Here is a 23,042-nt window from a genome sequence, read left to right as displayed (position 1 = left end):
CCGGTTCCCTTCCGGGTATTCATCGATCATGTGAAGATTCCGCACTCTCGTGATCGGGAAGAATACCGAGGCCGTGTTACCGGCTCGTTGCGAGCCGTCCCCGTTCGCGGTTCTCGTACCGGTGGTGCCCCCGCTTTCCGTCCGAGGTCTCCGTGTCGTGCCGGTGTGCTCCGCTCGCGGGTCTCACACGCGCCTTCCCGGCGCGAGACGGTCTACCCCGGCTCCCGCCGTACGAACGTCGCGGGCGATTCTTACCCGCTCTCCGGCGGCCGTCACCGGAAACGGCTCTTTCGGCATCACGCGGAATTGACGGTGCCACTTCGGGCCGATCACGCCGCTCGGCGCGGGGAGCGGCTCCACGCGGGGGCGATGAGGAAATCGCCCAGGGCGAATACGCGCCGTTGTTCGAAGGCGCCCTCGTCCCGCCCTTTCACCCGGCCCTTTCGTCAGGCCCTTTCACCCGGCGTTCCCGAGCAGGACGGTCTCGGCCGCGATCGGCCTCTTCAGGTACCCGTGCTCGACCATCAGGTCGGCGACCCGCTGCAGCCGGGTCTCGCCGAGGCGGGTGGGGAAGGCCCCGAGGGTGACGACCGCCGCGGTCGCGGCGTCGATCCCGATGTACGTCGGCAGGATCTCCTCGACCGCCCCGCGGTCGGAGGCGGCGACCCGCTGGGCCCTGTGCATCGCCCGCTGGAAGGCGGCGACGGTTCGGGGGTTCTCCTCGGCGAACCTGCCGGTGACGGCCACGCCGGCGATGGGGAGGTCGGCGGTGGAGCCGACCATCGTGTCGGCGAGCTTCTGGGCGCCGATGCCCTTCTGCGCCATGGTCAGGTGCGGTTCCGCCATCCAGGCGGCGTCGACGGCACCCCTGGCCAGCTTGTCCTGCATGTCGGGGAAGGGGCACTGCACGAAGGTGACGTCGTCCTCCTTCAGCCCGTGCGCCGTGAGCAGCGAGGTCACCGCCAGGGTGCCGACGTTCCTGCGGCTGTTGACCGCGATCTTCCTGCCCTTGAGGCCGGCGAGATCCCTGATCGGGGAATCCCGGGCCACCATGATGTTGAAGGAGTTCGGGGTCGCCTGGTAGAGGTCTGCGACGATCTTCAGCTTCTCACCCGCGGAGACGGCCAGGAAGGTCGAGACGTAGTTCGTCTGGGTGGCGTCCAGCGTGCCCGCGAGCAGGGCCTGCTGGGCCTGGGCCCCTCCGACCACCGTCTTGACGGTGACGTCGAGCCCCTCCTCCTCGAAGTAGCCCCTCTGCTCGGCGATGTAGAGCGAGGCCGCGTCGGGGATGGGCAGCGCGCCGATCGTGATGGCGGTCCTCTCCGGCCCCCCGGCACTCCCGGCGCTCGCCACGGCGGTCCCGCCCCGTTCCCCGGGGCCGCCGCAGGCGCTCAGCGCCAGGGCGGCCGCGACTCCCGCGACGACGGCCCGTCGCGCACGTGTGAACCGCATGAGTCTCCTCAGTTGCATACGACCGCCATGTTCGGGCCTCTTGTGAGACGTGTCGGGCGACGCCGGATGACACCGAGGCGATCTCGGGAAGCGTGCCGGTCAGGGGGACGCTGACCGCGGATCAGAATAGCGGAGAAGATCGGTGGGACCATGGACATCACTTCTTTCGTGACGGCCGGAAAAGCGGGCGCACGGGGCCGGCGGTTCGTATTACGCCAATCCTGTTATGCCGATCCCGGCCGAGCCGCCCGCCGACCGTGTTGAATGACGGCGAAAACCGTCCCGCGCCTTTTTGAATTCCCTCGCGAGCAGGCCGTGCTCGACGACACCGGCCATGGCGTCACGGCCGCGGGCCTTCACGCGCCTTTCTGGTACGTCCTGATGTCACGACAAATGATTGACACGTGGATGATGCTTGGTTACGAACCAGGGACGGGGGAGATCCGGCGAGGCCTGCCTCGACGGCGTGCTGACCCTGAACCCGGCGGTGGCCGTCGCCGCCCGCGACGCCATCGCCGACGGCGGCTCCAAGGCCGCGCCGGGCACCTTCGACCTCTCGGCCGACGTGGTGACCGCGATCGAGGACGGTGAGATCGCGTTCGCGGTCGACCAGCAGCGGTACGCGCCCATCCGATCGGCGACCGCTTCCTGCTGCTCGACCGGGGCGCGAGCCTGGGCGAGTACGCCAAGGGCGAGATCACCCGTGAGGAGCTCACCTCCCTGATGGCCGGCGGCGCCGAGCTGGAGAGGCTCGCCCACGAGCTGAGCCGTGCCGACGGCCCGCCGGGCTGAGCGTCCCGCCGGAGCCGGAGCCGGAGCCGGAGCCGGAGCCGGGGCAGGAGCCGGAGTCGGGGCAGGAGCAGGGGCAGGAGCCGAAGTCGGGGCAGGAGCAGGGGCAGGAGCCGGGGCCGCGGGCGGGTCCGCGGCATCGGCCTGCCGGCCCACGGTGGTGCTCAGGGGGCCAGGCGGGCGAGTTGGCCGGCGTGGGCCTCGGCGGTGGCGGCGGCGAACGCCCTGGTGGCCGGGTCTGCCCCGGATCGCCCCTCGCCCTTGGCCACCAGCACGGACTGGGTGAGGTACTCCCGCGCGTTCTCGGTGAAGAGCCGGTCGAAGGCGGCGCCGTCCGCGCGGTCCAGGGCGGCGAAGTCGGCGGGGGTCGTCATACCGGGCATGTCGTGTCCCTCGTGCTCGCGGCTCTGCGGCACCCCGGCCCGCCGCAGCAGGTCACGCAGCCCCCGCAGCGTCTCCCGGCGGGCGGACACGGCCTCGGCGGCGAACCGCGCGACCGCCGGGTCCGAGGTCTTGCGCGGGGCGAGCTCCAGCAGGCGTACCGACTGCTCGGTCATCGGGATCATCAGCTGCAGCCAGGCCAGGTCGGTGGCGTTGAAGGGGGCGGACGGGGTGGCGGCCCCGCCGGAGGGCGCGCCCGAGGAGGCGCCGGGGAGCGCCGCGGGGGACAGCGGGGAGGTCCGGGGCGAGGTCACGGCCGTGGCCGGTACGTGCCGGTGGTGACCGGCGGCCGGGTGGGGCGTCGGCCCGGCGGCGACGCAGCGCGAGATCAGCAGCACGGTGAGCACCGCGAGGACCGGGACACCGACGACGGACGCTCTCATGTCGCTCCCTTCACCCGGGCCGCGCCGGACGGGGGACCCGGGGTGGGGCGGGACCCGGGACCGGGCCCCGCCCGTCGTTCGGACGAGGGTGGGTGAGACAGACGTACGGTGCCGCATGCCCCGCAGTCAACCGGTCATGTCAACCGATCGCGGCAGACCTGGTCAACGGTGCCCGATCGCCGTGAACCGCTCACCGTGAACCGATCCCCGCGAACGGGGCCCCTGCGAATCGGTCACCATGAACCGGTCCGCCGGGACCGGCCATCATGAACCGGTCCCGGCGGACCGGTCACCGCCGGCCGGTCGTCACCGTCGCCGTCAGGGGGTGCCGTCGGCGCCGCACTTGACGATCGGGCGGATGCAGTCGCGCACGCGGCGCTCCATCTCGGCCTCGGGCCAGGCGTTGAAGAAGTCGCCGTGCATGGTGTAGCCGGGGCCGGACGCGAGCCGGAACCGCGCCGGGTCGCCGCTGACCGGGTAGCGCAGCACCTGGCGCAGCTTGGGCACGATCACCGGGTGCGAGGCCGGGCAGGCGCCGTTCACCGGGTAGGCCATGTGGCTCTTGTGGTCGGCCGAGTCGAGGTCCGTGCCGTTCCAGCAGTGCGGGAAGTCCAGGTAGGACTCCAGCATCGTGCCCGAGGGGCACTCGACGAAGTCCTTCGAGGAGCCCACGTGCCCGGCGTGCAGGCACGACCAGCGCGCGTTGCTGGAGGCGTCGGGCTTGGTGGCCCTGGCGTTGCCGGCCACGATCCGCAGTCCCAGCGGCAACGGCCGGGTCCTGGCCATCAGTTCGTCCCGCACGCCCTCGCCCAGGTAGTAGAACGTGGTGCCGGTCGGCTCGACCGGCTTGTCGCCGTTGTAGAGGGTCGGCACCCAGTACGACGACAGGTCGGTCTTCGGGTTGCAGGTGGTGCCGCCCTTGAGCAGGCTCGTGATGTCGGAGTCGGCGTCGGTGGTGGTGTTGCCGAAGAAGCTGTGCATGTGCGACCCGCCGGGCAGGCCCGGCACCACGATCGGGTCGTCGGGCAGCCGGTGGGTGTACGGGCACTCGGCGACGAACTCCGCCACCCGCACCGCGCCCGGCGGCACCGGCCCCTTGGGCAGGTCGCCCGTGGGCGTGGTCGGCGTCCGCGTGGGAACGGGCCTGGTCGGGGTGGCCGTGGGGGCGGGCCTCGTGGGGGTGGCCGTGGGAGCGGGCCGGGTGGGGGTGGCACTCAGCCCGGGGGTGGCGGTGCCCCCGCCGGTGCCTCCGCCCGTGCCCCCGCCGGTGCCGTGGACCTCGAACTCCCAGAGCGAGACCCCGTACCGCGAGGAGCGCTCGGTGGCGTTCAGTCGGACGTAGCGGCCGGTGGCCGAGACGTTCAGCGTCTGTACCCCGCCCCTGCCCGCGGTCGTGGTGTGGACCGTCCTCCACCGGCCGTCGCCGGCGGAGGTCTGGATCGTGAAGGCGGTGGCGTGGGCGTGTTCCCAGTTCAGCACGATCTTCTTGATCGACGCCGAGGCGCCCAGGTCGACCTGGAGCCACTGGGGGTCGCTGAAGGCGCTCGACCAGCGGGTGTCGTTCCTGCCGTCGATCGCCGCGGAGGGGGAGAGGTCGCCCCTCTCGGACGAGGAGGCGGTGGCCTTGCCCGACCGGGACAGCGGCGTCTCGGCCGCCTCGGCCGGTAGGACACCGTTCACCAGGCAGGCGCCCAGGAGGGTCGCGAGGGCGCCGGTGAGCGCGAGGCGGCGCGATCGCCGGTGCGGCCGGTGGCCCGGTGCCGTGGTGCGCGGAGCGGTCTCACTCATGTGGATGAAGGTCCTTAGGGGATCGGATGGCGATGGACGTAATGCCCTGTAGTGCCCTGTGGTGATCTGTAGTCTTATGCGTGCTTTGTGCTCTTCTGTGGTGACCGGGATGTCCCGTGCCGGTGCGGGCGGTGACCCACGGCCGGTGACGTCCCGTGCGGGAGCGGCCGGTCGCGCCGGGTGAGGGTGTCATCGCCGCGAACCTTCCCGTCGTCACGCCCGGCGGGAGCCGGGCGCGTTCCGCTCCTGCAGTGGAGACCGCGGGCCCGGGGGGGCGATAACGAAAAAAGCGGAGATCGCAGAGAAAAAAGAAAGATGCCTGGATTCTTGTTGTCCGGCCGCCCCGCCGCCGGTCTCCGTAGAGGGCGCCGGCCTTCGTGCGGGGGCGCAGGTCTCCGCGACGGTGACGGACGACGGTGACGGACGGCGGGCGACGGAGACGGAGACGGTGGCGGTGGCGGTGGCGGGCGACGGATGGCGAACGGGAACGGAGGCGGGGGTGTGATGCCGGAGACCGGCAGGGACGGACCCGACACGGGGATGGTGGCCGCGGCGCGCGCCGGGGACCGGCGGGCACTGGACGCCCTGGTCGCCGGCTCCCTCCCGCTCGTCTACAACATCGTCGGGCGGGCGTTGAACGGCCACGGCCACGGCGACGTCGACGACGTGGTCCAGGAGACGCTGCTGCGGGTGGTGCGCTCCCTGCCCGGCCTGCGGGACGTGGGGGCGTACCGGTCCTGGCTGGTGGCCATCGCGGTGCGCCAGGTGCGCGACCACGAGCAGAACCGCAGGGCCGCCCAGCACCGCAGGGCCGACCTGGAGTCCGCCGAGGAGGTGCCCGACCCGGCGTCGGACTTCGCCGCCGTGACCATCCTGCGGCTCGGCCTCACCGACCAGCGCCGCGAGGTGGCCGAGGCCACCCGCTGGCTGGACGGCGACGACCAGACGCTGCTCGCGCTGTGGTGGCTGGAGGAGACGGGGGAACTGGGCCGCGCCGAGCTCGCCGGGGCGCTCGGCCTGTCCGGCCGGCACGCGGCCGTGCGCGTCCAGCGGATGAAGGAGCAGGTACAGGCCGCCCGGACCATCGTGCGGGCGCTGCGCGCCGACTCCGGCTGCGCGGGGCTGCGCGCCCTGGCGGCGAACTGGAACGGGGTGCCCAGCCCGCTGTGGCGCAAGCGCTTCGCCCGGCACGTCCGCGACTGCGACCCGTGCCGGGGACGTACCGCGGGCCTGCTGCCCATCGACCGCCTCCTCGCCGGGCTGCCGTTGCTGCCGTTGCCGGCCGGTTTCGCCCTGCACCACCTCCAGGCCGTTCCCCCCGCCGCCGAGACGGTGGCGCACGCCACGTCCTGGGGCTCCTCGCACGCCTCCGCCGCGCACGGCTCGCACGTGTCCCAGGCCGTGGAGTCCACCGGCCGGCACGGCCTGGCGTCCCAGCTCCCCTCGGGTCCGGCCGCCGTGCTCGGCGGGGCGGCGGCCGTCGTCGTCGTGGCCCTGCTGGTGGTCGGCCGCCTGGTCGCCCCCGACGCCGCGCCGCCGCCCGTACCGCCCCGTGCGGAACCGGTCCGTACGGCCATCTCGACCGCGGCGGCCACGTCGGCCCCGCCGGCGTCCCCGGAACCTCCGGTACGGACGCCGTCGGCACGCGCCACCCCCCGGCTCTCCCCGTCGCCGTCCACCGGGCGGAGCCGGGCCACCCGGCCGCCCCGGCCCTCCTCGCCCCCGGCCGTGGTGTCCTCCACCAGGAAGGGCGTCGGCGTGTGGAGGATGCCCGGCCTCGGCGCGGCGCTCGCCGCCTCCGGGGCCGGCTGGTACTACAACTGGTCCACCCGCCCCGAGGGGGTCGGCGGTGCCGCGAGGGGCGAGTTCGTCCCGATGATCTGGGGACCGGGCAGCGTCACCCCCGGCAACCTCGCCCAGGCCAGGAAGGCGGGGCCGTACCTGCTGGCCTTCAACGAGCCCGACCTGCCCGCGCAGGCGAACATGACCGTGGAGGAGGCGCTCTCGCTCTGGCCGAAGCTCATGTCCGCCGGGCGGGTGCTCGGCAGCCCGTCGGTGGCGTTCGGCGCCGACACCCCCGGTGGCTGGCTGGACCGCTTCATGTCCGGCGCCGCCGAGCGGGGCTACCGGGTCGACTTCGTCGCGCTGCACTGGTACGGCGCCGACTTCCGCACCGAGGCCGCGGTCGGGCAGCTCAGGTCGTACCTCCAGGCGGTGTACGAGCGCTACCGCAAGCCGATCTGGCTCACCGAGTACGCCCTGATCGACTTCTCGAACGGGACCCGCTACGCCGACGACGCCCGGCAGGCCGCGTTCGTCACGGCCTCCACCAGGATGCTGGCCACCCTGCCGTACGTGCGGCGCTACGCCTGGTTCGGGCTGCCCTCCTCGGAGACCGAGCCGGGCAGCGGCCTGTTCCGCGCGGACGGGACCGCGACCCGGGCGGGCCGCGCCTTCCAGGCGGCCCGCTGACCGTCGGCCGCCCGCCGGACGTCCGGTGGCGGACCGTCAGGCCTGACCGGGCTCGCCGGGCTCGCGGAGCTCGCCGGGCTCGCGGAGCTCGCCGGGCTCGCGGAGCTCGCCGGGCTCGCGGAGCTCGCGGAGAGCGTCCCCGGCGACGTCGTCGACGCGGAGCCCACCCGGTCGTCGCCCTGGTCACCCGGTCACCCGGTCACGGGCGCGTTCCCTCGGGTCCGTGACCGTGGTGGTAGCGGTGGACGACCGCGTGACCCCTGCCGCGCGAGATCAGCCACCGGTTGACGGGGGTGGTCAGCACGAACGCCACCGCCAGGGCGAACGCCAGCGAGGCCCAGAACACCCCGCTGCCCAGGCCGGCGTCCATCGCGCCGGGAACCGCCAGCATCACGGCGTTGTCCAGGATCTCCATCACCGCGATCGACACGGTGTCCGCCGCCAGCGCCACCGTCAGCGCCGTCCGGAAGTCCACTCCCGCGCGCAGCACGCCCCGCATCGTCAGGGCGTAGCCGAAGACGAACGCCAGCGCGACAGCCAGGATCACGGTCGGCCACGCGGGCCAGCCCAGCGCGGTGCCGATGACCATGCCCAGCACCTCACCGATCGCGCAGCCGGTCAGGCAGTGCAGGGTCGCCCGCGCCGCCGCCCGCCACGACGTCCGCTCCGTCGTCCGCACTGTCGCCCGCCCTGTCGCCGTGACGTCGGCACCGTGGTGACGATCGTGACCGGTGTCGTGCCGGTGGCCGGGGTCGTGGACGTGCCGCCCGGGGTTCACGACGGCCTCCCTGAACGCCGGTGACGAACGGCCGTCATCCGTGGTGCCGTCGCGGCCACGGGCGGGACCGGGTGGTCGCCGGTCCCTGTCCCGGCGGTCCCCGGTGCGGTGTGTGACATCGATGCCTCCCTCGCTCGATCCCCGCGGAAGGGCCCGCGGGATGTCCACCGGCAGCAACGGTATACCCCTACGGGGTATTCCGGAGGAACGGCTCCATGACGGGACGACGTCACGGAGGGGCGGTTCCACGACGGGGTGGTTCCCCGCTGGAGTGACTCGACGGCGGGGCGAGGTCGCGACCCGGTGGTTCCACGGCGGGGCGACGGCTCCGCGGCGGGACGCGGCCGAGGGCCGGTGGTCCCGCGGCCGGGGTGGCCGCTCCGTGCCCGGTCCGGAGCTCGTCGGTACCCTGGCCGGGTGCCCGAACCGTACCTGACTCCGCGCGGGACCGTGGAACACGAGATCGAGATCAAGCGGTCCCGTTTCCTGTGCGCGGTCGGCCCGGCCGCCTCCGAGGAGGCGGCCAGGGAGTTCGTCGCCGGGCGCAGACGGCTGCACGGCGACGCCACCCACAACTGCTCGGCGTACGTGATCGGCGGTGACCGGGGCGTCCAGCGGGCCGACGACGACGGCGAGCCGGGCGGCACCGCCGGGACCCCGATGCTGGAGACCCTGCTGCGCCGGGGAGTGGCCGACGCGGTGGCGGTGGTGACCCGCCACTTCGGCGGGGTGAAGCTCGGCGCGGGCGGCCTGGTCCGCGCCTACGGTTCGTCGGTCGGCAAGACGCTGGACGTGGCGCCGCTGGTCGAGATGGTGCCCGCCCGGGTGATGACCGTGACCGTGGACCACGTCCGGGCCGGACGGCTGGAGAACGATCTGCGTGCCTCCCCGTACGAGATCAGGGAGGTCCTCTACGGCGCCGAGGTCGGTTTCCGCGTCGCCGTGCGCGAGCGGGACCTTCCGGTCTTTCCCGGCTGGATCGCCACCCTGACGGCCGGGCGGGCCGGGGTCGAGCCGGGCGAGGCGGTCCACCTCGCGTCCACCTGAGACGGGGCGGTGAGGCGCCTCCGGAAGGCGTGCCCGGCGCGACGTCAATGTGGGATAGGTCACAGTTGACCGGGGGTGACGGCGCGGATCGGCGGGTGAATCCGCCCTTTCCCGGCCGCCGCGAGGGGAGGCGCGGCCCTCCACGGCGCCCGCCGGGATCGCCGAAAAGCAGCCTGACGTGCGGAAACGCGAGAAAGTGCCGGGCCGTGGCGGGCCCGGCGGCGGGGGGTGCGGTTTTCCGCAGCCGATGGCCTGCGGCGGGCGTCAGGCCGGGTCGGGCGCGTTCCTCATCCACGCCGTACCCGTGCTCTCCGTAGCCTTGTCCCCATGAGTTCACCGAATCCCGACGGGATCGCCGGCTGGGCGATCAGCCTTATGGAAACCCTGGGCGCGCCGGGGGCAGGTCTGGCCATCGCGCTCGAGAACCTGTTCCCGCCCCTGCCGAGCGAGGTGATCCTGCCGCTGGCCGGGTTCACCGCGAGCCAGGGGGACATGAGGCTGTTCGACGTCGTGGTCTGGACGACGCTGGGGTCGGTGATCGGCGCGCTGGCGCTGTACGCGGTCGGGGCGCTGCTGGGACGCAACCGCGTGGTGGCCATCGCCTCCAAGCTTCCCCTGATCAACGTCGCGGACATCGAGAGGACCGAGGCCTGGTTCGCCCGGCACGGCAAGAAGACCGTCTTCTTCGGGCGGATGATCCCCATCTTCCGCAGCCTCATCTCGATCCCGGCGGGGGTCGAGCGGATGCCGATCACGATCTTCACGCTCCTGACCACGATGGGCAGCCTCATCTGGAACACGGTCTTCGTGATGGCCGGCTACCTGCTCGGCGAGCAGTGGGAGCTGGTCGAGCAGTACATGGGCATCGTCTCGAAGGCGGTGCTGGGCATCGTGATCCTGGCGATCGTCATCTTCGTGGTGGTCAGGGTCTCCGACCGCCGCAAGGGCAGGCACCACGCCTGACCGGGTGAGGGGCGGCCGGAGCCGCCGTCGCCCACGTCCTCGCCGGGCCCCGGTGAGGCCGGGGCGGCCGGGGCGGGGCCACGGGCCCGGGCCGGTGTGACCGGCCCGGGCCCGTCGCGTGCCGGGTCCCCGCGGGTCGTTCTCGCGAGGTGCCGGGTCTACGCGGATCGTCTCCGCGGGACGCGGGCTTCCCGCGGGTCGTTGAGAGCGGCCGGGGGTCGGCCGGACCGCTGGGGGTGAAGGCTTCGGGTGACCGGCACCTGATCAGGGGATCGGGCGGGGCCGCCGGTCAGAGCCGGAGCGCGTCTTCCTGGGCGGCGGTGAGGTCGCTGGGCCACAGGCGGTACACGTTCAGGCGCGTCTCGTAGTACTTGTCGGTCTCCCCGGCCCACTGCATGCCGATGCGCCTGGCCACCCCGGCGCCGCGCTCGTTGTTCACCCGCACGACCGCGACGAGCTCGTGGGCGCCGATGGAGAACGCCCACCCGGCCAGGGCGCGGCCCGCCTCGGTGGCGTAGCCGTTCCCCCAGGCGTCGGGGGCGAGCTGCCAGCCGATCTCGATGTCCTCCTCGTCGGGCGGGAGGTACCTCAGCGACAGGCCGCCGACGATGCGCTGGTCGGAGTTGCGGACGACCGCCCAGCGGCCCAGCGGGGGTGTCAGGGTCTGGCGGCTGCCCGCCCACGACTCCAGGGTGGCCCGCATGGCGTCCTCGCCCTCCAGGCGGTTCATCGCGGGGGAGAGCCAGCGGGTGACCTCGGGCACCCCGTAGATGGCCAGGGCCTCGCCGGAGTCGTCGGGACTCCAGTCACGCACCGTGAGGCGGTCGGTGGTCAGTAACGTCATGATCTTCCTCTCCCTGACGAGCGCGCCCGGCCGTGCGGCGACGAGAGAACATGAACCAGAAGAAGGATCATTCCTTGCCTGAAATGTCCGTTGTATTGCCCTTGTGAGGGTACGCCTATTCTCCTGTTCCCGGCCAGGCAGGGTCGGACCTCCGGGCACGGGCCCGGTGCCGGCGCCCCTCGAGGGCGCCGGGAGGGCGCGGAGAGGCGTGGATTCAGGAGGGGCGGGAGAGGCCCGGCGGGATCTCGGGCGGGTCCGGGCGGGTCGTGGGAGGGGTCAGCCCTCCAGGGCGTACTGCATCACCCTCAGCTTCGCCTGGGCCTCGGCGAGCTCGGAGGCGGGGTCGGAGTCGCCCATGATGCCGCAGCCGGCGAACAGCCGGGCGCGGGCGCCCTCGATCTGCGCGCAGCGCAGCGCGATCCCCCACTCGCCGTCGCCCCGGGCGTCGATCCAGCCGACCGGGCCCGCGTACCCGGCCCGGTCCATGCCCTCCAGGTCGCGGATGACGCCGAGCGCCTCCCCGGTCGGGGTGCCGCCCACGGCGGCGGTCGGGTGCATGGCCTCCACCACGTCCAGCACCGAGGTCCCACCGGGCAGCCGCCCGGTGACCGGGCTGGCCAGGTGCTGGACGTTCGCGAGCACCAGCAGCTCGGGCTCCTCGGGGATCTTCAGCTCGGCGCAGAGCGGTTCCAGCGCCTCGCGTACCGAGGCGACCGCGCAGGCGTGCTCGTGGCGGTCCTTCTCCGAGGCGAACAGGGCCGCGCCGCGCGCCATGTCGTCGGCCCGGCCGCTGCCCCGCGCGATCGTGCCGGCCAGCACCAGCGACTCCAGCGTCTCCCCGGTGCGCCGGACCAGCAACTCGGGAGTCGCGCCGACCAGGCCCGCGCAGGAGAAGGTGTAGCAGTCCGGGTAGCGGGCGGCCAGCCGGGTGAGCAGCAGGCGGACGTCGATCGCCCGCTCGGCGAGCGCGGTCAGGTCGCGGGCCAGGACGGTCTTCTCCAGCAGCCCCGACCGGATCCGCCGGACCGCGCGCGCCACGGCGTGCTGCCACTCCGGCGCGGTCAGGCTGCCGTCCCCGTACCGGATCCTGCCCGGGTCGCGGAACGGGGTGACGGCGTCGAGCCGTCGTTCGCCGACGGTGGTCAGCCAGGCGCGGCCGTCGCGGCGGGCCAGGATCGTCTCGGGGACGACCAGGAGCGACCCCCGCGCGTCCGGGTCGAAGGTGAACGAGCCGAAGGCGACCGGTCCCGAGCCGGGGACCGTCACGTCGTCGTCGACGTGCGCCTCGCCGAAGAGGCCGGAGAGCCGGTCGCGGGCCCAGTCGAACCGCCGGGGGCCGGGGGGGACGGCCAGGCGGACCGCCTCGCCCCACGCGACGAGTCCCTCCCCGCGCCTCATCCAGGCGTAGGGGGCGGCCTCGGGGAGCCGCGAGAACAGGTCGCCGGGGTCCTCGACGGGGGTGGTTCTCACCACGAGAGGACGAGTCGATCCGAGCGCTACACTCACCCCCGCCACTCTATGCGGGAAACTGAACGTGTTCGACTGTTGATCGCCTCACAGCACACCCGCCACGCCGTGTCAAGAAAACCAAGCCACTCGGTCAACGGAGTCTGCCTTTCCGACCTGCGGTGATACATCCGAAGTAGACGCGATCTCGCAGCGGAGGTGTCATGCTTCGCAGGACTGTGACAGCACTCACAGGATTGGCCGCCTTCATGATCGTCCATGCCGCCCCCGCCGGGGCGGCTCAGGTGACCCGGCCCGCCTCGGCGGCCGACGCCTGGCGGCCGAGGGTCATGGCCGCGCTCGGCGACTCCATCAGCGCGGGGTTCAACGCCTGTGGCTGGTACGTCCCCTGCGCCTCGCGTTCCTGGTCGACGGGGGACCACCCGAGCGTCCGCAGCCACTACCTGAGACTCGGCGATCTCGGCTCCGGCACCCCGCCGCGCACCGTGAACCTCGCCGTGCCCGGCTCCACCAGCGCCGGCCTCGCGGGCCAGATGGCGCGGGCGATCTCCCGCGGGGCCGACTACGTCACGATCCTGCTCGGAGCCCAGGACGCCTGCGTGCGCGAGGAACGGCTGATGACCCCGGTGGACCTCTACGAGAGCCGGATGGCCCAGGCCCTGGCGGCGTTCCGGGCAGGACGGCCCGGCGGCCGGGTGTTCCTGGCGAGCGTCCCCGACGTCGGGCGGCTCTGGCGGATCGGCAAGGGCAGCACGGTGGCGCGCGGATTCTGGGCGGTGGGCCGGATCTGCCCCACCATGCTGGCGCGGCCCACCTCGACGTCGCCGGCCGACCGGGCGCGCCGCGACCGCGTGCGCGCCAGGATCGCCGGCTACAACGCCGCGCTCGCCAGGGTCTGCGCCGCCTACGGCCCCGCCTGCCGGTACGACGGGGGCGAGGTGTTCGCGCAGCGGTTCACGCTGGGCCACGTCAGCAAGTGGGACTTCTTCCACCCCAACGCGGCGGGCCAGCGGCTGATCGCGGAGAAGACCTTCCGGATGATGGGCGACTGGTTCGCCGAGGACGGCGCCGATCCGGTCGCCGATCCGGTCGAGGAGCCGCTTTCGGCTCCTCTCCCGGCTCCTCCTCTCCCGGCTCCCTTCCCGGCCCCCTGAGGCCTCGGGAGGACGGGAACCACGGAGCCCGGGAGCCGGGGAAGCCGAGGAGCGCGGGAGCCGCCCCCGTTCAGAGCCAGCCGTTGTGCCGGGCCGCGCGGGCGGCCTCGATGCGGTTGCGGGTGCCGGTCTTGCCGATCGCGGCGGACAGGTAGTTGCGCACCGTGCTCTCCGACAGGTGCAGCCGGTCCGCGATGTCGGCGACCGTCGAGCCGTCGGCCGCCGCGGCCAGCACGTCCCGCTCCCGCTCGGTCAGCGGGCTGGCGCCGGTGCTCAGCGCCGCGGCGGCCAGCGCGGGGTCGATCACCTTCTCGCCCGCCAGGACCCGCCGGATCGCCGCGGCCAGTTCCTCCACGGGGCCGTCCTTGACCAGGAACCCCGAGGCGCCCGCCTCCATCGCCCGGCGCAGGTAGCCCGGCCTGCCGAAGGTGGTCAGGATCAGCACCCGGCAGCCGGGCAGCCGGTCCCTCAGTCCGGCGGCGGCCTCCAGGCCGCTGATCCCGGGCATCTCGATGTCCAGCAGCGCGACGTCCGGCCGCGCGCCCAGCGCGGCGGGGACGACCTCGTCACCCCTGCCGACGGTGGCGACCACCTCGATGTCGTCCTCCAGGTCCAGGAGCGTGGCCAGCGCGCCGCGCATCATGCCCTGGTCCTCGGCCAGCAGCACTCTGATCATCGGAACGCCCTCCTGTACGGGAGCCGGACGGTCATGGAAGCGCGACCTTCAGCAGGAAGCCACCGGACTCCGGCGCCGGACCGGCCTCCAGCGTCCCGCCGAGCGCGGCGACCCGCTCGGACAGGCCGCGCAGGCCGTTGCCGAAGGACCGCCCCGCGGCCCCCCGGCCGTCGTCGCGGATCTCCAGCGTCGTACCCCGCAGGGAGATCGAGCAGGCGCGGGCGGAGCTGTGGCGGACCACGTTGGTCACGCCCTCGCGTACGGCCCAGCCCAGCAGCGCGTCGGCCTCCGGCGTGGGCACCTCCCCGGCGACGGTCACCGTGGCCGTGACGCCCGCGTCGGCCAGGACCGTGCGCGCGGTGTCCAGCTCGGCGGCCAGGCCACGTCCCCGGTAGCCGGTGATCGCGGCCCGCACCTCCCGCAGCGCCTCCCGGCCGAGGGCCTCGATGTCGGCCGCCTGCGAGGCCGCCGCCTCCGCGTCCCTGGAGGCCAGCCTCCGTACGACCTCCGCCTTGACCACCATCACCGAGAGCGTGTGCCCGAGCAGGTCGTGCAGGTCGCGGGAGAAACGCAGCCGCTCCTCGGCCACCGCGACACGGGCCAGCTCCTCACGGGTGTCGTGAAGCTCGCCGATCACCGAGGACAGCTTCAGCACGATGCTGACCACCAGGCCGCCGATGGCCGTCCCCCAGCTCGTCAGCGAGAGGCTCTCCCAGCTCGCCCCCGCCCACCACATCACCGCGACCAGCGCGAGGGCCACCGCGCAGAGCAGGAGGTAGACCAGCCTGCCGCGCAGCACGACCCCGCAGGCGATCGTCATCAGCGGGGCGAGGAAGAACCAGTCGTGGGCGAGACCGGCCAGCAGCGGGAAGGTCACCCCCAGCAGCCCGGCCAGCGCCACGGCCGCCCCGCGCCGCCGGCCGGTGAACGACAGCCGGACGCACAGCACGTACAGGACGGCGAAGGCGGCCAGGCCCAGCGCCGCCGGGAGCACCGGCCGCACCTCTCCCTCCACCAGGTCGCTGAGCGGGGGGTAGGCGACCAGCAGCCAGGGGTAGAAGGCGAGCTGTCCCGGCCCTCCGCCCCTCGCCGGCCCCCGGCGGCCGTTCGGGTCCGCCACGCGCGAGCTCGGCCACGCGGCCCGGCGGACCCGGCGGGTCCACCGTCCCTCGCGCTCGCTCGCCGCAGGTCCTTCGCTCACCGGGAAACTCCTATCACGCGTCTCACGCCAGGCGCCCGGCCCGGCGGTAGGCGTACAACGCCAGGACGCCGAAGGCGACCAGCCAGCCGGCCAGGATCAGCGCCGTGCCCGCGTCGGGCGCCTGGCCGAACGCCACCCGGCGCGGCAGGTCGGCGTAGCCGAAGCTCGGCGTCCACCCCGACAGGGTCCTCATCCAGGCGGGGAAGCCCTCGACGGGCATCCACAGACCCCCGACGACCGCCAGCCCCAGGTTGGCGGCGATGTTGAGCACGGTGGCGGTCTGCCCGCTGAAAAAGTAGCCGAAGGCCAGGGCGAGCAGGATGAAGGGCAGCGACCCCACCCAGAGCAGCGGCACGATCGAGGCCCACTGCCAGGCCTGCAGGCGCACCCCGTTCAGCAGCGCCCCCGCCAGGGACACCCCGCAGATCGCGGGCAGCACCACGAGCATGCCGGTGACCGCCTTGCCCGTGACCACCCGCGCCGGGGCCAGCGGGGTGGTGCGCAGCATCCGCAGCCAGCCCGCCGTACGGTCCTCGGCGATGCCGGTGCCGTTGTTGAAGGCCGAGCCGATCGCCCCGAAGGCGGCCATGCTGACCATCACGTACACGGCGGCCGAGACGCGGTCGGCGCCCGTGACGCCGAGGTTGGTGAACAGCAGGTACATCGTCACGGGCATCACGAAGCCCATGATCACGTATGCCGGGTCGCGGAGGATCCTGACGATCTCCAGGCGTATGTAGGCGAGCATCAGGCGTCCACCTCGGTGAGTGCGATGAAGGCGTCCTCGAGCGCGGCGGGAGCCACCTCGATGTCCCGTACGGCCCCCATGCCGGCCAGCGCCGTCACGGTGGCGTCGCCGTCGCGGGTGCGCAGGTGCACGCGGCCGTCGCGGGCCCGCGCGGAGGTGACCCCGGGCAGGCGTTCCAGCCGGGCGGCCTGCCCGGGGTCGGCGGTGACGCTGACCGTGGTGAGGGAGACCAGGCGCTTGATCTCCCGGCTGGTGCCGTCGGCCGCGACCCGGCCCTTGTCGATCACCACCACCCGGTCGGCGTACTCGTCGGCCTCCTCCAGGTAGTGGGTGGAGAACAACACGGTCCTGCCGCGCGCGGCGAAGGCGCGCATGCTCTCCCAGAACTCCCGTCTGGCGCGGACGTCCAGCGCCGCGGTCGGCTCGTCCAGCAGGATCAGCTCGGGGTCACCGGCCAGCGCCAGCGCGAAGCGCAGCCGCTGGGCCTGGCCGCCGGAGAGCCGCTCCACCCGGCGGCCGGCCAGCTCCTCCAGCCCGGCGGTGGCCAGCACCTCCGGCACCGGGAGCGGCGCCCGGTAGGTCCGGGAGACGAAACCGACCAGCTCGCCGACGGTGGTCCGGGGCACCAGACCCCCCTCCTGGGGCATCGCCGCCAGCCGCCCGGCCCGGATCGCCGCCTCGGGCGCGCCCCCGAGGACGCGGACGCTCCCCGAGGTGGGGGTCAGCAACCCGAGCAGCAGCCCGATGGTCGTCGACTTTCCCGCGCCGTTGCGCCCCAGCAGGGCGACGGTCTGCCCGACGGGGATGTCCAGGCTGAGGCCGTCCACCGCCCGTACCGCCCCGAAGTGCTTGGTCAGATCACCGAGCGACACCGCGGTGCCCGCGGTGCCCGCGCCTTTCCCCGTGCCCGCCGCGTGCGCCGTGCCCGTCGTGCCTGTCGTGCTCGTCGTGCTCGTCATGGGAGAGACGCTACGGAAGGCCCGAAGGCGCAGGTAGATCCATCGATCCGGGTTCGGGCAGGACAAATGTCACCGCCCGTGCCCGCGGGCGGGGCGGGGCCCCCGTGGACGCGCCCCGCCCGCGATCTCCCGCCCGGCTCCCGCCCGGCTCCCGCCCGGCTCCCGCCCGGCTCCCGCCTGGCTCCCGCCTGGTTTCCGCCTCCGCCCGGCTCGGGCTCAGGCCGGTTCGGGCTCAGGCCGGGAGCTCGGCGAGTTCGGCGAGCGCGGCCGCGGTCTTCTCCGGCTCGGAGAACATCGGCCAGTGGCCGGTGGGCACGGCCGCGAAACTCCACTCGGGCCCGGAGAGCGCCGCGAAGTACGGATGACCGGAGGCGATCATGGCGTGTACCCGCTCCAGCGGGAACGAGCACGTCACGAGCGTCTTGGGCAGCGCGTCCGCGCCGCCGCCGAGCCTCAGGGGCGCGGTCATCGTCCCGTACGGCTGCGGGACCGCGCGTGAGGTGAACCACGCGCGCTCCGCCTCGCCCAGCCCTTCCAGGCTGACCCCGGCCCGCTCGTGCTCCTCCCAGGACGGGGGCGGGTAGCCCACGCCGCCGCCCTCCTCGGCGACCCGCCGCTCGACGAGCTCCCGCTCCCCGGGCTCCCTGACGTCCATCTGGGTCATGCCGTCGGCCAGCGGCCCGCTGTCGAGGTAGACGATCCGCGCGACGCGCCCGGGGACCCTGTCCGCCGCGCCGGTGACCGGCGCCCCGGCCCCGCTGTGGGCGACGAGGATCACCTCGCTCAGGTCCGCGAAGACGATCGTGTTGACGATGTCCTGGACGTGGGTCTCCAGGTCGACCCCGGGACCGGCCAGATGGGCGCGGTCGCCGACCCCGGTGAGCGTCACCGGGTGGACGTCGTGCCCGGCCTCGCGCAACGGCCGGGCGACCTTCTCCCAGGCCCATCCGCCGATCCAGAAACCAGGAACCAGGACGTACGTGCTCATTTCTCTCTCCTCTGCTCGCCTGGTCTCACCGTAGGATCGAATCCGGACAGAATCGGTCCGGATAAGGGAGGGATTTCCTCGTGACGGCCGCCCGGGTTCTCGCGCTGCTGGAGCTGTTGCAGGCCGCACCCGGCCTGACCGGCCCCGAACTCGCCGCCAGGCTGGAGGTGGACGAGCGCACGGTGCGCCGCTACGCGGTGCGGTTGTCGGAGCTCGGCGTGCCGGTCCAGGCCGAACGGGGCCGCCACGGCGGCTACCGGCTGCTGCCCGGCTACAAGCTGCCGCCGCTCATGCTCACCGACGACGAGGCCACCGCCGTGGTGCTGGGCCTGCTGGCCGGGAGGCGCACCGGGCTGGCGGTGGGGGAGGCGGCGACCGGGAGCGCCCTGGCCAAGATCCAGCGCGTGCTCCCCGGCCCGCTGCGCGAGCGCGTCGACGCGGTGTCCCAGACGCTGGACCACACCGGCCGGGCGGCGCCGAGGGCGGCCCCTCCCCGGGCCGCCCCGCTGCTCGCCCTCGCCGGCGCCGCCCGGCACCGGGTCACCGTGCGGCTGGCCTACCGCTCCTGGCGCGGCGACGCCTCGACGCGTGAGCTCGACCCGTACGGCATCGTCTTCCACTCCGGCCGCTGGTACGTCGCGGGGCTCGACCACGCCAGCGGGGAGGTGCGGACCTTCCGGGTCGACCGGGTGGAGGACGTCGCGCGCACCGGGCGCGCGTTCGGCGTTCCCGAGGGCTTCGACGCGGTCGCGCACGTGGTCGGCTCGCTGGCGGCGGTGCCCTACCGGCACGAGGTCCGGGTGCTGCTGGAGACCACCCTGGAGGAGGCCGCCGCGCGGATCCCCGCCACCACGGCGACCCTGACCGAGACCTCCGGCGGGGTGCTGCTCACCACCCGCGCCGAGCGGCTGGACGGGATGGCCCTGATGCTCGCCGGACTCGGGTGGCCGTTCAGCGTCCTCACCCCGGCCGCGCTGCGCGACGAGATCAGATCCCTGGCCGCCCGCCTCCTGGCCCGCGCCGACGAGGACCCGCCGGGATGATCGACGACGGCGCGCGGCGCCACGACGATCCCTCGCGGTCCTCGCGGTCCTCGCGGCGCGTCCTCCCCTCGCTCAGTCGGTCGCCGTGACGGCCCGGAAGAGGGCGACGCTGCCGCGGATCGTCAGCTCGTACTCGGAGAAGTGCTTGGCCAGCAGGCCCTCCAGCCCCGAGGGGTCGTCGCCCTGGTTGTGGAAGTGGCCGCGCTGCTGCTGCCGCAGGAACCAGCGGGTACGCCGGCTCATCTCCACCCCCTCGCCGAGCACGGTGGAGCCGAACAGCACGCCGCCGGGCCGCAGGGTGCCGGCGACGTGCCCGAAGACGACGCCCTTGCCCTCCCAGCCGCCGGGAACGGTGTGCAGCACCAGGTTCATCGCGGCCGAGTCGAACCGGTGGCGCGGCAGCGGCAGCGGACTCATCAGGTCGGCGCGGCAGGTGTCCGGCCGGTAGCGCGCCAGGCGCCTGGCCGACACGGCCAGGCACGGCGGGCTGAGGTCGAGCAGGGTGATCTCCGGCGTGTCCGTCGGGAAGCGGCACCGGTCGACGAAGTAGCCCGTGCCGGGCCCGATGTCGAGGTGGCGCCGCCCCACCGAGCGGTCGTAGAGCCGGAGCATCTCACCGGAGGGGCAGTGCCAGAACAGCGGGCACCCCAGGCCGAGCACCAGCCGATCGTAGATCGCCAGAGTGGCCCGGTTGTACGCCCGCTGCGCGCGGGCGACGCGCGGGTCGAGCCCGCCGGAGCGGGGCTCGTCGCCCGGCGCGCCCGCGGCGGGCGGCTCCGGCCGGGACGGTTCAGGCGAAGAGCGCTTGTTCATCCTGGGCCCGGATGATCGAGCACAGGTCCCGGAGGCCCGCCTCGAGCTGGGCGATCTCGGCGTCGGTCAGCCCGGCCGAGGGCGCGAAGCGCAGCGTGTTCACCGCGCTGGCCGTGGGGAAGGTCCTGACCCGGTGCCGGCGCAGGAGGTAGCCGGAGATGACGTAGCCGAGGATGTGCGCCCGCGCGAAGTCGCGCAGCAGCGCGGCCTGGGAGTCCGACTGGTCGTGGAGTTCGAGACCCAGCATCAGCCCCCTGCCGCGCACGTCCTTCACCACGTCGGGGAAGTCGGCGGCCAGGGAGCGGAGCATGTCCTTGAGTCTCTCGCCGCGCTCCGCGGCCAGCCGGTAGACACGCCCGTCGTCGGCCTCGAGCAGCTCCAGGACCTTGAGCGCGACGGCGGAGGAGAACCCGTCCTTGGCGAAGGTGGAGCTGTGGACGAGCTCGAACTCCTTGAGGTAGCACGAGTCCCGCACCAGGAGGACGGAGACCTTGGCCAGCCCGCCGCCCAGGCTCTTGGCCAGGGTGTAGTAGTCGCCGCGCAGGCCGATGGACGAGCTCGCCAGGAAGGCGCCGGTACGTCCCATGCCGCTCTGGATCTCGTCCACGACGACCGGGCAGCCGATCGCGTCGCACACCCGCCGGATCTCGGCGGCGAACTCGGCGCTCATCTCGTTGATGCCGCCCTCGCCCTGGATGGGCTCGACGACGAACGCGCCGAACACGGGAAGGTCCCGCTCCCGGACGCGGACGGCGCCGCCGTCGACGACCAGGTCGAGCAGGGACGCCCGCTCCCGCTCGATGATCTTCGTGAGCGCGCCCGGCTGGTTGAACGGGACGAACACGGCCTGCGCGGCCAGTGCCGCGAACGGCGTCCTGAACTCCCCGTTGTGGGTGAGCTGCACGCTGCTCGCCAGCTTGCCGTGGAAGGACCCCTCCAGCGCGAGGAACAGCGGAGGCCTGGTGAGGACCTCGGCGTTGTGCCGCGTGACGTGCCCGGCCAGGTCGTCGAACCGCTTGAACTCCTCGGGCAGTGACGCCTTCCCGCCGTCCACGGCGGCCCGCGCCGCCTCCACCGACGCCGAGATCTCGCCGGTCAGCGCCGATATCCTGGTCGCCCTGCCGAGCTCGGCGTGCTTGAGCGCCGCCTCGACGGCCTCGGCACCGGTGTTGGCGAAGACCGAGTAGAACCGCTCCTCGCTCCCCAGCTCCCGCCGCATGATCTCGTCGAGCCTCGCGGCGGTCCTGATGGCGGCGGCGTGACGGGAGAACTGCGCCAGGACGGGGGTCCGGTCGTTGAGCAGTGCGATCGCGTGCGCCGTTATCTCGGGATTGTTGTGCCCGAGCAGCAGCGCCCCGTACCCGCCGGCGTAGTCGACGACCGGCACTTCCTCGCCGTTCTCGTCGAGGAAGTACAGGGTGTTCCCCTCGGCGCGGACGTATTCGACGTCGAGCCCTGCCATCGCCAGGTTCTCGCGCATGTGCGGTTCGGCGAGGTCGATCTGGTCGCCGGCGGAACTCATGCAGCCTCCTCGTTCGCGTGAGTACGTGGAAGGTAACGGGATGGAGCGTAGGTTCGCGCCGGTCACCGACCGGTAATCCCGGTGATTAACCGCCGGTTGCCGCGTGATGTGACCGCGGATCTAGCGTCGGGTTTCACCATGAACCTGATGAGGGAGACCGCGGACGTGGTGGGCAACGCCGAAAGACACGCCGTCGTGCTGGGCGCCGGATTCGCCGGGCTGTTCGCCGCGCGCGTCCTCTCCGAGTTCTACGGCCGGGTGACCGTGCTGGACCGCGACGTGCTGGACGCCGGTCCCGAGGCGCGGCGCGGGGTTCCCCAGCGGGACCAGGGCCACGAGCTGCTGGCTCGCGGCCAGCTCATCGCCGAGGAGCTCTTCCCGGGGCTGACCGCCGACCTGGTCGCGGCGGGGGCCCACACGGGCGACCTGTCGGAGAACGCCCGCTGGATCCTGGAGGGGCGGCGGCTGGAGAAGGTCCGGTCGGGGTTGTCCATGGTGACCTGCACCCGGTCCTTCCGCGAGCGCCACCTGCGGGCCAGGGTGGAGGCGCTGCCGCAGGTCACGGTGCTGGACGGTGTCACCGTCCTGCGCCCGGTCGCGACGCCCGACGGGCGCGCGGTCACGGGCGTGGTGATCGCCCGGGACGGCGCGGAGGAGACGCTGGGCGCCGACCTCGTGGTCGACGCCACCGGGCGGGGCTCCCGCGCGCCGGTCTGGCTGGAGGAGCTGGGCTACGGCCGGGTGGAGGAGGAGCGGCACAGGGTCGACCTCGGCTACGCCACCTGTTACTACCGGACGCCGCCCGGGGCCTTCGGGGACGACATCTCGATCAACACGTTGGCCTCGGCGGAGATCCCCCGCGGCGGCAGCACCCAGAAGGTCGACGAGGGCAGGACGATCGTCACGGTGTACGGCATCCTGGGCGACTACCCCCCCGTCGACCGCGAGGGCTTCCACGCGTTCGTCGCGTCCCTGGCCACGCCCGACATCGCCGAGATCGTGGCCGTCTCCGAGCCGCTCACCACCCCGGTGCGCTACCGCTTCCCCGCGAACCTGCGCCGGCACTACGAGCGCATGACGGCCTTCCCGGACGGCCTGCTGGTCATCGGGGACGCGGTCTGCAGCTTCAACCCCCGCTACGGGCAGGGCATGACCGTGGCCGCGCTGGAGGCGCTCACCCTGCGCGCGCACCTGTCCGGGCGCGAGCGGCCCGCACCCGTGGCGTTCTTCGACGAGCTGTGCGCGTCGGTCGTCAACGACGTGTGGGACATCGTGATCACCACGGACCTCGTCTTCCCCGGCGTGGAGGGCGACCGTGACGACGGTGTGCGGTTCATCCACGAGCACGTCGCACGGCTCCAGGCCGCCGGTACCCGCAACGGCGACATCGCCGTCGCGTGCCTGCGCGTGTTCGGCCTGGTCGACCCGCCCGCTGCCCTGTTCGACCAGGGGTTGCTCGACGCGGTCGCCCGTGAGGAAGAGCACGAGAAGACCACCGCAACCGCCTGAGAAGA

20 protein-coding genes are annotated in these 23,042 nt (G+C 73.4%); 7 read left to right on the top strand and 13 right to left on the bottom strand.

The features are described from left to right. Nucleotides 1-456: 456 nt before the first annotated feature. Nucleotides 457-1,452 carry an ABC transporter substrate-binding protein gene (locus AB0G16_RS22910; RefSeq protein ID WP_362808291.1) on the bottom strand — a complete coding sequence of 332 codons (996 nt, stop codon included), beginning with the start codon at nt 1,450-1,452 and terminating at the stop codon, nt 457-459. 415 nt (nt 1,453-1,867) lie between these two features. Between AB0G16_RS22910 and AB0G16_RS22905 the strand changes: the two genes are divergently transcribed. Next, on the top strand, nt 1,868-2,176 hold the full coding sequence (locus AB0G16_RS22905) for a hypothetical protein (protein ID WP_362808288.1): 309 nt from the start codon (nt 1,868-1,870) through the stop codon (nt 2,174-2,176). A 229-nt stretch (nt 2,177-2,405) separates the two neighbouring features. Here the strand turns inward: AB0G16_RS22905 and AB0G16_RS22900 are convergent, their stop codons facing one another. After that, the gene (locus AB0G16_RS22900; protein ID WP_362808284.1) at nt 2,406-3,065 is read right to left on the bottom strand and encodes a DUF305 domain-containing protein; all 660 of its coding nucleotides are present in this window, start codon (nt 3,063-3,065) and stop codon (nt 2,406-2,408) included. 318 nt (nt 3,066-3,383) lie between these two features. After that, nucleotides 3,384-4,853, bottom strand: a complete 1,470-nt coding sequence (locus AB0G16_RS22895; protein WP_362808281.1) for a DUF1996 domain-containing protein — start codon at nt 4,851-4,853, stop codon at nt 3,384-3,386. A 504-nt stretch (nt 4,854-5,357) separates the two neighbouring features. Between AB0G16_RS22895 and AB0G16_RS22890 the strand changes: the two genes are divergently transcribed. After that, on the top strand, nt 5,358-7,325 hold the full coding sequence (locus tag AB0G16_RS22890; protein ID WP_362808394.1) for a sigma-70 family RNA polymerase sigma factor: 1,968 nt from the start codon (nt 5,358-5,360) through the stop codon (nt 7,323-7,325). A 199-nt stretch (nt 7,326-7,524) separates the two neighbouring features. Here the strand turns inward: AB0G16_RS22890 and AB0G16_RS22885 are convergent, their stop codons facing one another. Continuing rightward, the gene (locus AB0G16_RS22885; RefSeq protein WP_362808278.1) at nt 7,525-8,103 is read right to left on the bottom strand and encodes a DUF4396 domain-containing protein; all 579 of its coding nucleotides are present in this window, start codon (nt 8,101-8,103) and stop codon (nt 7,525-7,527) included. 417 nt (nt 8,104-8,520) lie between these two features. Between AB0G16_RS22885 and AB0G16_RS22880 the strand changes: the two genes are divergently transcribed. Both AB0G16_RS22880 and AB0G16_RS22875 read left to right on the top strand, forming a co-directional pair. After that, the gene (locus AB0G16_RS22880; RefSeq protein WP_362808276.1) at nt 8,521-9,150 is read left to right on the top strand and encodes a YigZ family protein; all 630 of its coding nucleotides are present in this window, start codon (nt 8,521-8,523) and stop codon (nt 9,148-9,150) included. Between the two features lie 327 nt (nt 9,151-9,477). Continuing rightward, complete coding sequence (locus tag AB0G16_RS22875; protein WP_362808273.1) at nt 9,478-10,113, top strand: DedA family protein; 636 nt, start codon at nt 9,478-9,480, stop codon at nt 10,111-10,113. Nucleotides 10,114-10,402: 289 nt separating this feature from the next. Here AB0G16_RS22875 and AB0G16_RS22870 read toward each other — a convergent pair whose 3' ends face one another. Further along, entirely contained in the window at nt 10,403-10,957 is a 555-nt protein-coding gene (locus tag AB0G16_RS22870) for a GNAT family N-acetyltransferase (RefSeq protein ID WP_362808270.1), read from the bottom strand. 276 nt (nt 10,958-11,233) lie between these two features. Then, entirely contained in the window at nt 11,234-12,463 is a 1,230-nt protein-coding gene (locus tag AB0G16_RS22865; protein WP_362808267.1) for an isochorismate synthase, read from the bottom strand. 209 nt (nt 12,464-12,672) lie between these two features. On the opposite strand from AB0G16_RS22865, the gene AB0G16_RS22860 reads away from it, so the two are divergent. Continuing rightward, nucleotides 12,673-13,578 carry a GDSL-type esterase/lipase family protein gene (locus AB0G16_RS22860; RefSeq protein WP_362808264.1) on the top strand — a complete coding sequence of 302 codons (906 nt, stop codon included), beginning with the start codon at nt 12,673-12,675 and terminating at the stop codon, nt 13,576-13,578. A gap of 70 nt (nt 13,579-13,648) precedes the next feature. Here the strand turns inward: AB0G16_RS22860 and AB0G16_RS22855 are convergent, their stop codons facing one another. The 5 genes from AB0G16_RS22855 to AB0G16_RS22835 form a co-directional block, all read right to left on the bottom strand. Beyond that, nucleotides 13,649-14,254, bottom strand: a complete 606-nt coding sequence (locus AB0G16_RS22855) for a response regulator transcription factor (RefSeq protein WP_362808260.1) — start codon at nt 14,252-14,254, stop codon at nt 13,649-13,651. 31 nt (nt 14,255-14,285) lie between these two features. Beyond that, the gene (locus tag AB0G16_RS22850) at nt 14,286-15,455 is read right to left on the bottom strand and encodes a histidine kinase (RefSeq protein ID WP_362808257.1); all 1,170 of its coding nucleotides are present in this window, start codon (nt 15,453-15,455) and stop codon (nt 14,286-14,288) included. Nucleotides 15,456-15,477: 22 nt separating this feature from the next. Next, complete coding sequence (locus AB0G16_RS22845) at nt 15,478-16,203, bottom strand: ABC transporter permease (RefSeq protein ID WP_362808254.1); 726 nt, start codon at nt 16,201-16,203, stop codon at nt 15,478-15,480. Beyond that, a complete protein-coding gene (locus AB0G16_RS22840; RefSeq protein WP_362808250.1) occupies nt 16,203-17,162 on the bottom strand; it encodes an ABC transporter ATP-binding protein in 960 nt (319 codons plus the stop codon). The genes AB0G16_RS22845 and AB0G16_RS22840 overlap by 1 nt, the downstream gene beginning before the upstream one ends. A gap of 232 nt (nt 17,163-17,394) precedes the next feature. Continuing rightward, nucleotides 17,395-18,150 (bottom strand): alpha/beta hydrolase, encoded by a 756-nt coding sequence (locus tag AB0G16_RS22835; RefSeq protein ID WP_362808247.1) that lies wholly within the window; start codon nt 18,148-18,150, stop codon nt 17,395-17,397. An 80-nt stretch (nt 18,151-18,230) separates the two neighbouring features. Between AB0G16_RS22835 and AB0G16_RS22830 the strand changes: the two genes are divergently transcribed. Further along, nucleotides 18,231-19,193 carry a YafY family protein gene (locus AB0G16_RS22830; protein WP_362808244.1) on the top strand — a complete coding sequence of 321 codons (963 nt, stop codon included), beginning with the start codon at nt 18,231-18,233 and terminating at the stop codon, nt 19,191-19,193. A gap of 72 nt (nt 19,194-19,265) precedes the next feature. On the opposite strand, the gene AB0G16_RS22825 is transcribed toward AB0G16_RS22830, so the two are convergent. Both AB0G16_RS22825 and AB0G16_RS22820 read right to left on the bottom strand, forming a co-directional pair. Continuing rightward, on the bottom strand, nt 19,266-20,006 hold the full coding sequence (locus AB0G16_RS22825) for a class I SAM-dependent methyltransferase (protein WP_362808241.1): 741 nt from the start codon (nt 20,004-20,006) through the stop codon (nt 19,266-19,268). Then, nucleotides 19,984-21,528, bottom strand: coding sequence for an aminotransferase class III-fold pyridoxal phosphate-dependent enzyme (locus AB0G16_RS22820; RefSeq protein WP_362808238.1), 1,545 nt, complete (start codon nt 21,526-21,528; stop codon nt 19,984-19,986). The genes AB0G16_RS22825 and AB0G16_RS22820 overlap by 23 nt, the downstream gene beginning before the upstream one ends. A gap of 147 nt (nt 21,529-21,675) precedes the next feature. Between AB0G16_RS22820 and AB0G16_RS22815 the strand changes: the two genes are divergently transcribed. Continuing rightward, complete coding sequence (locus AB0G16_RS22815; RefSeq protein WP_362808235.1) at nt 21,676-23,037, top strand: FAD-dependent monooxygenase; 1,362 nt, start codon at nt 21,676-21,678, stop codon at nt 23,035-23,037. The last annotated feature ends 5 nt before the right edge of the window (nt 23,038-23,042 follow it).

It is taken from the genome of Streptosporangium sp. NPDC023615 (assembly GCF_040640155.1).
Lineage (GTDB): Bacteria > Actinomycetota > Actinomycetes > Streptosporangiales > Streptosporangiaceae > Streptosporangium.
This window is presented reverse-complemented; position numbering and strand designations above follow the sequence as displayed.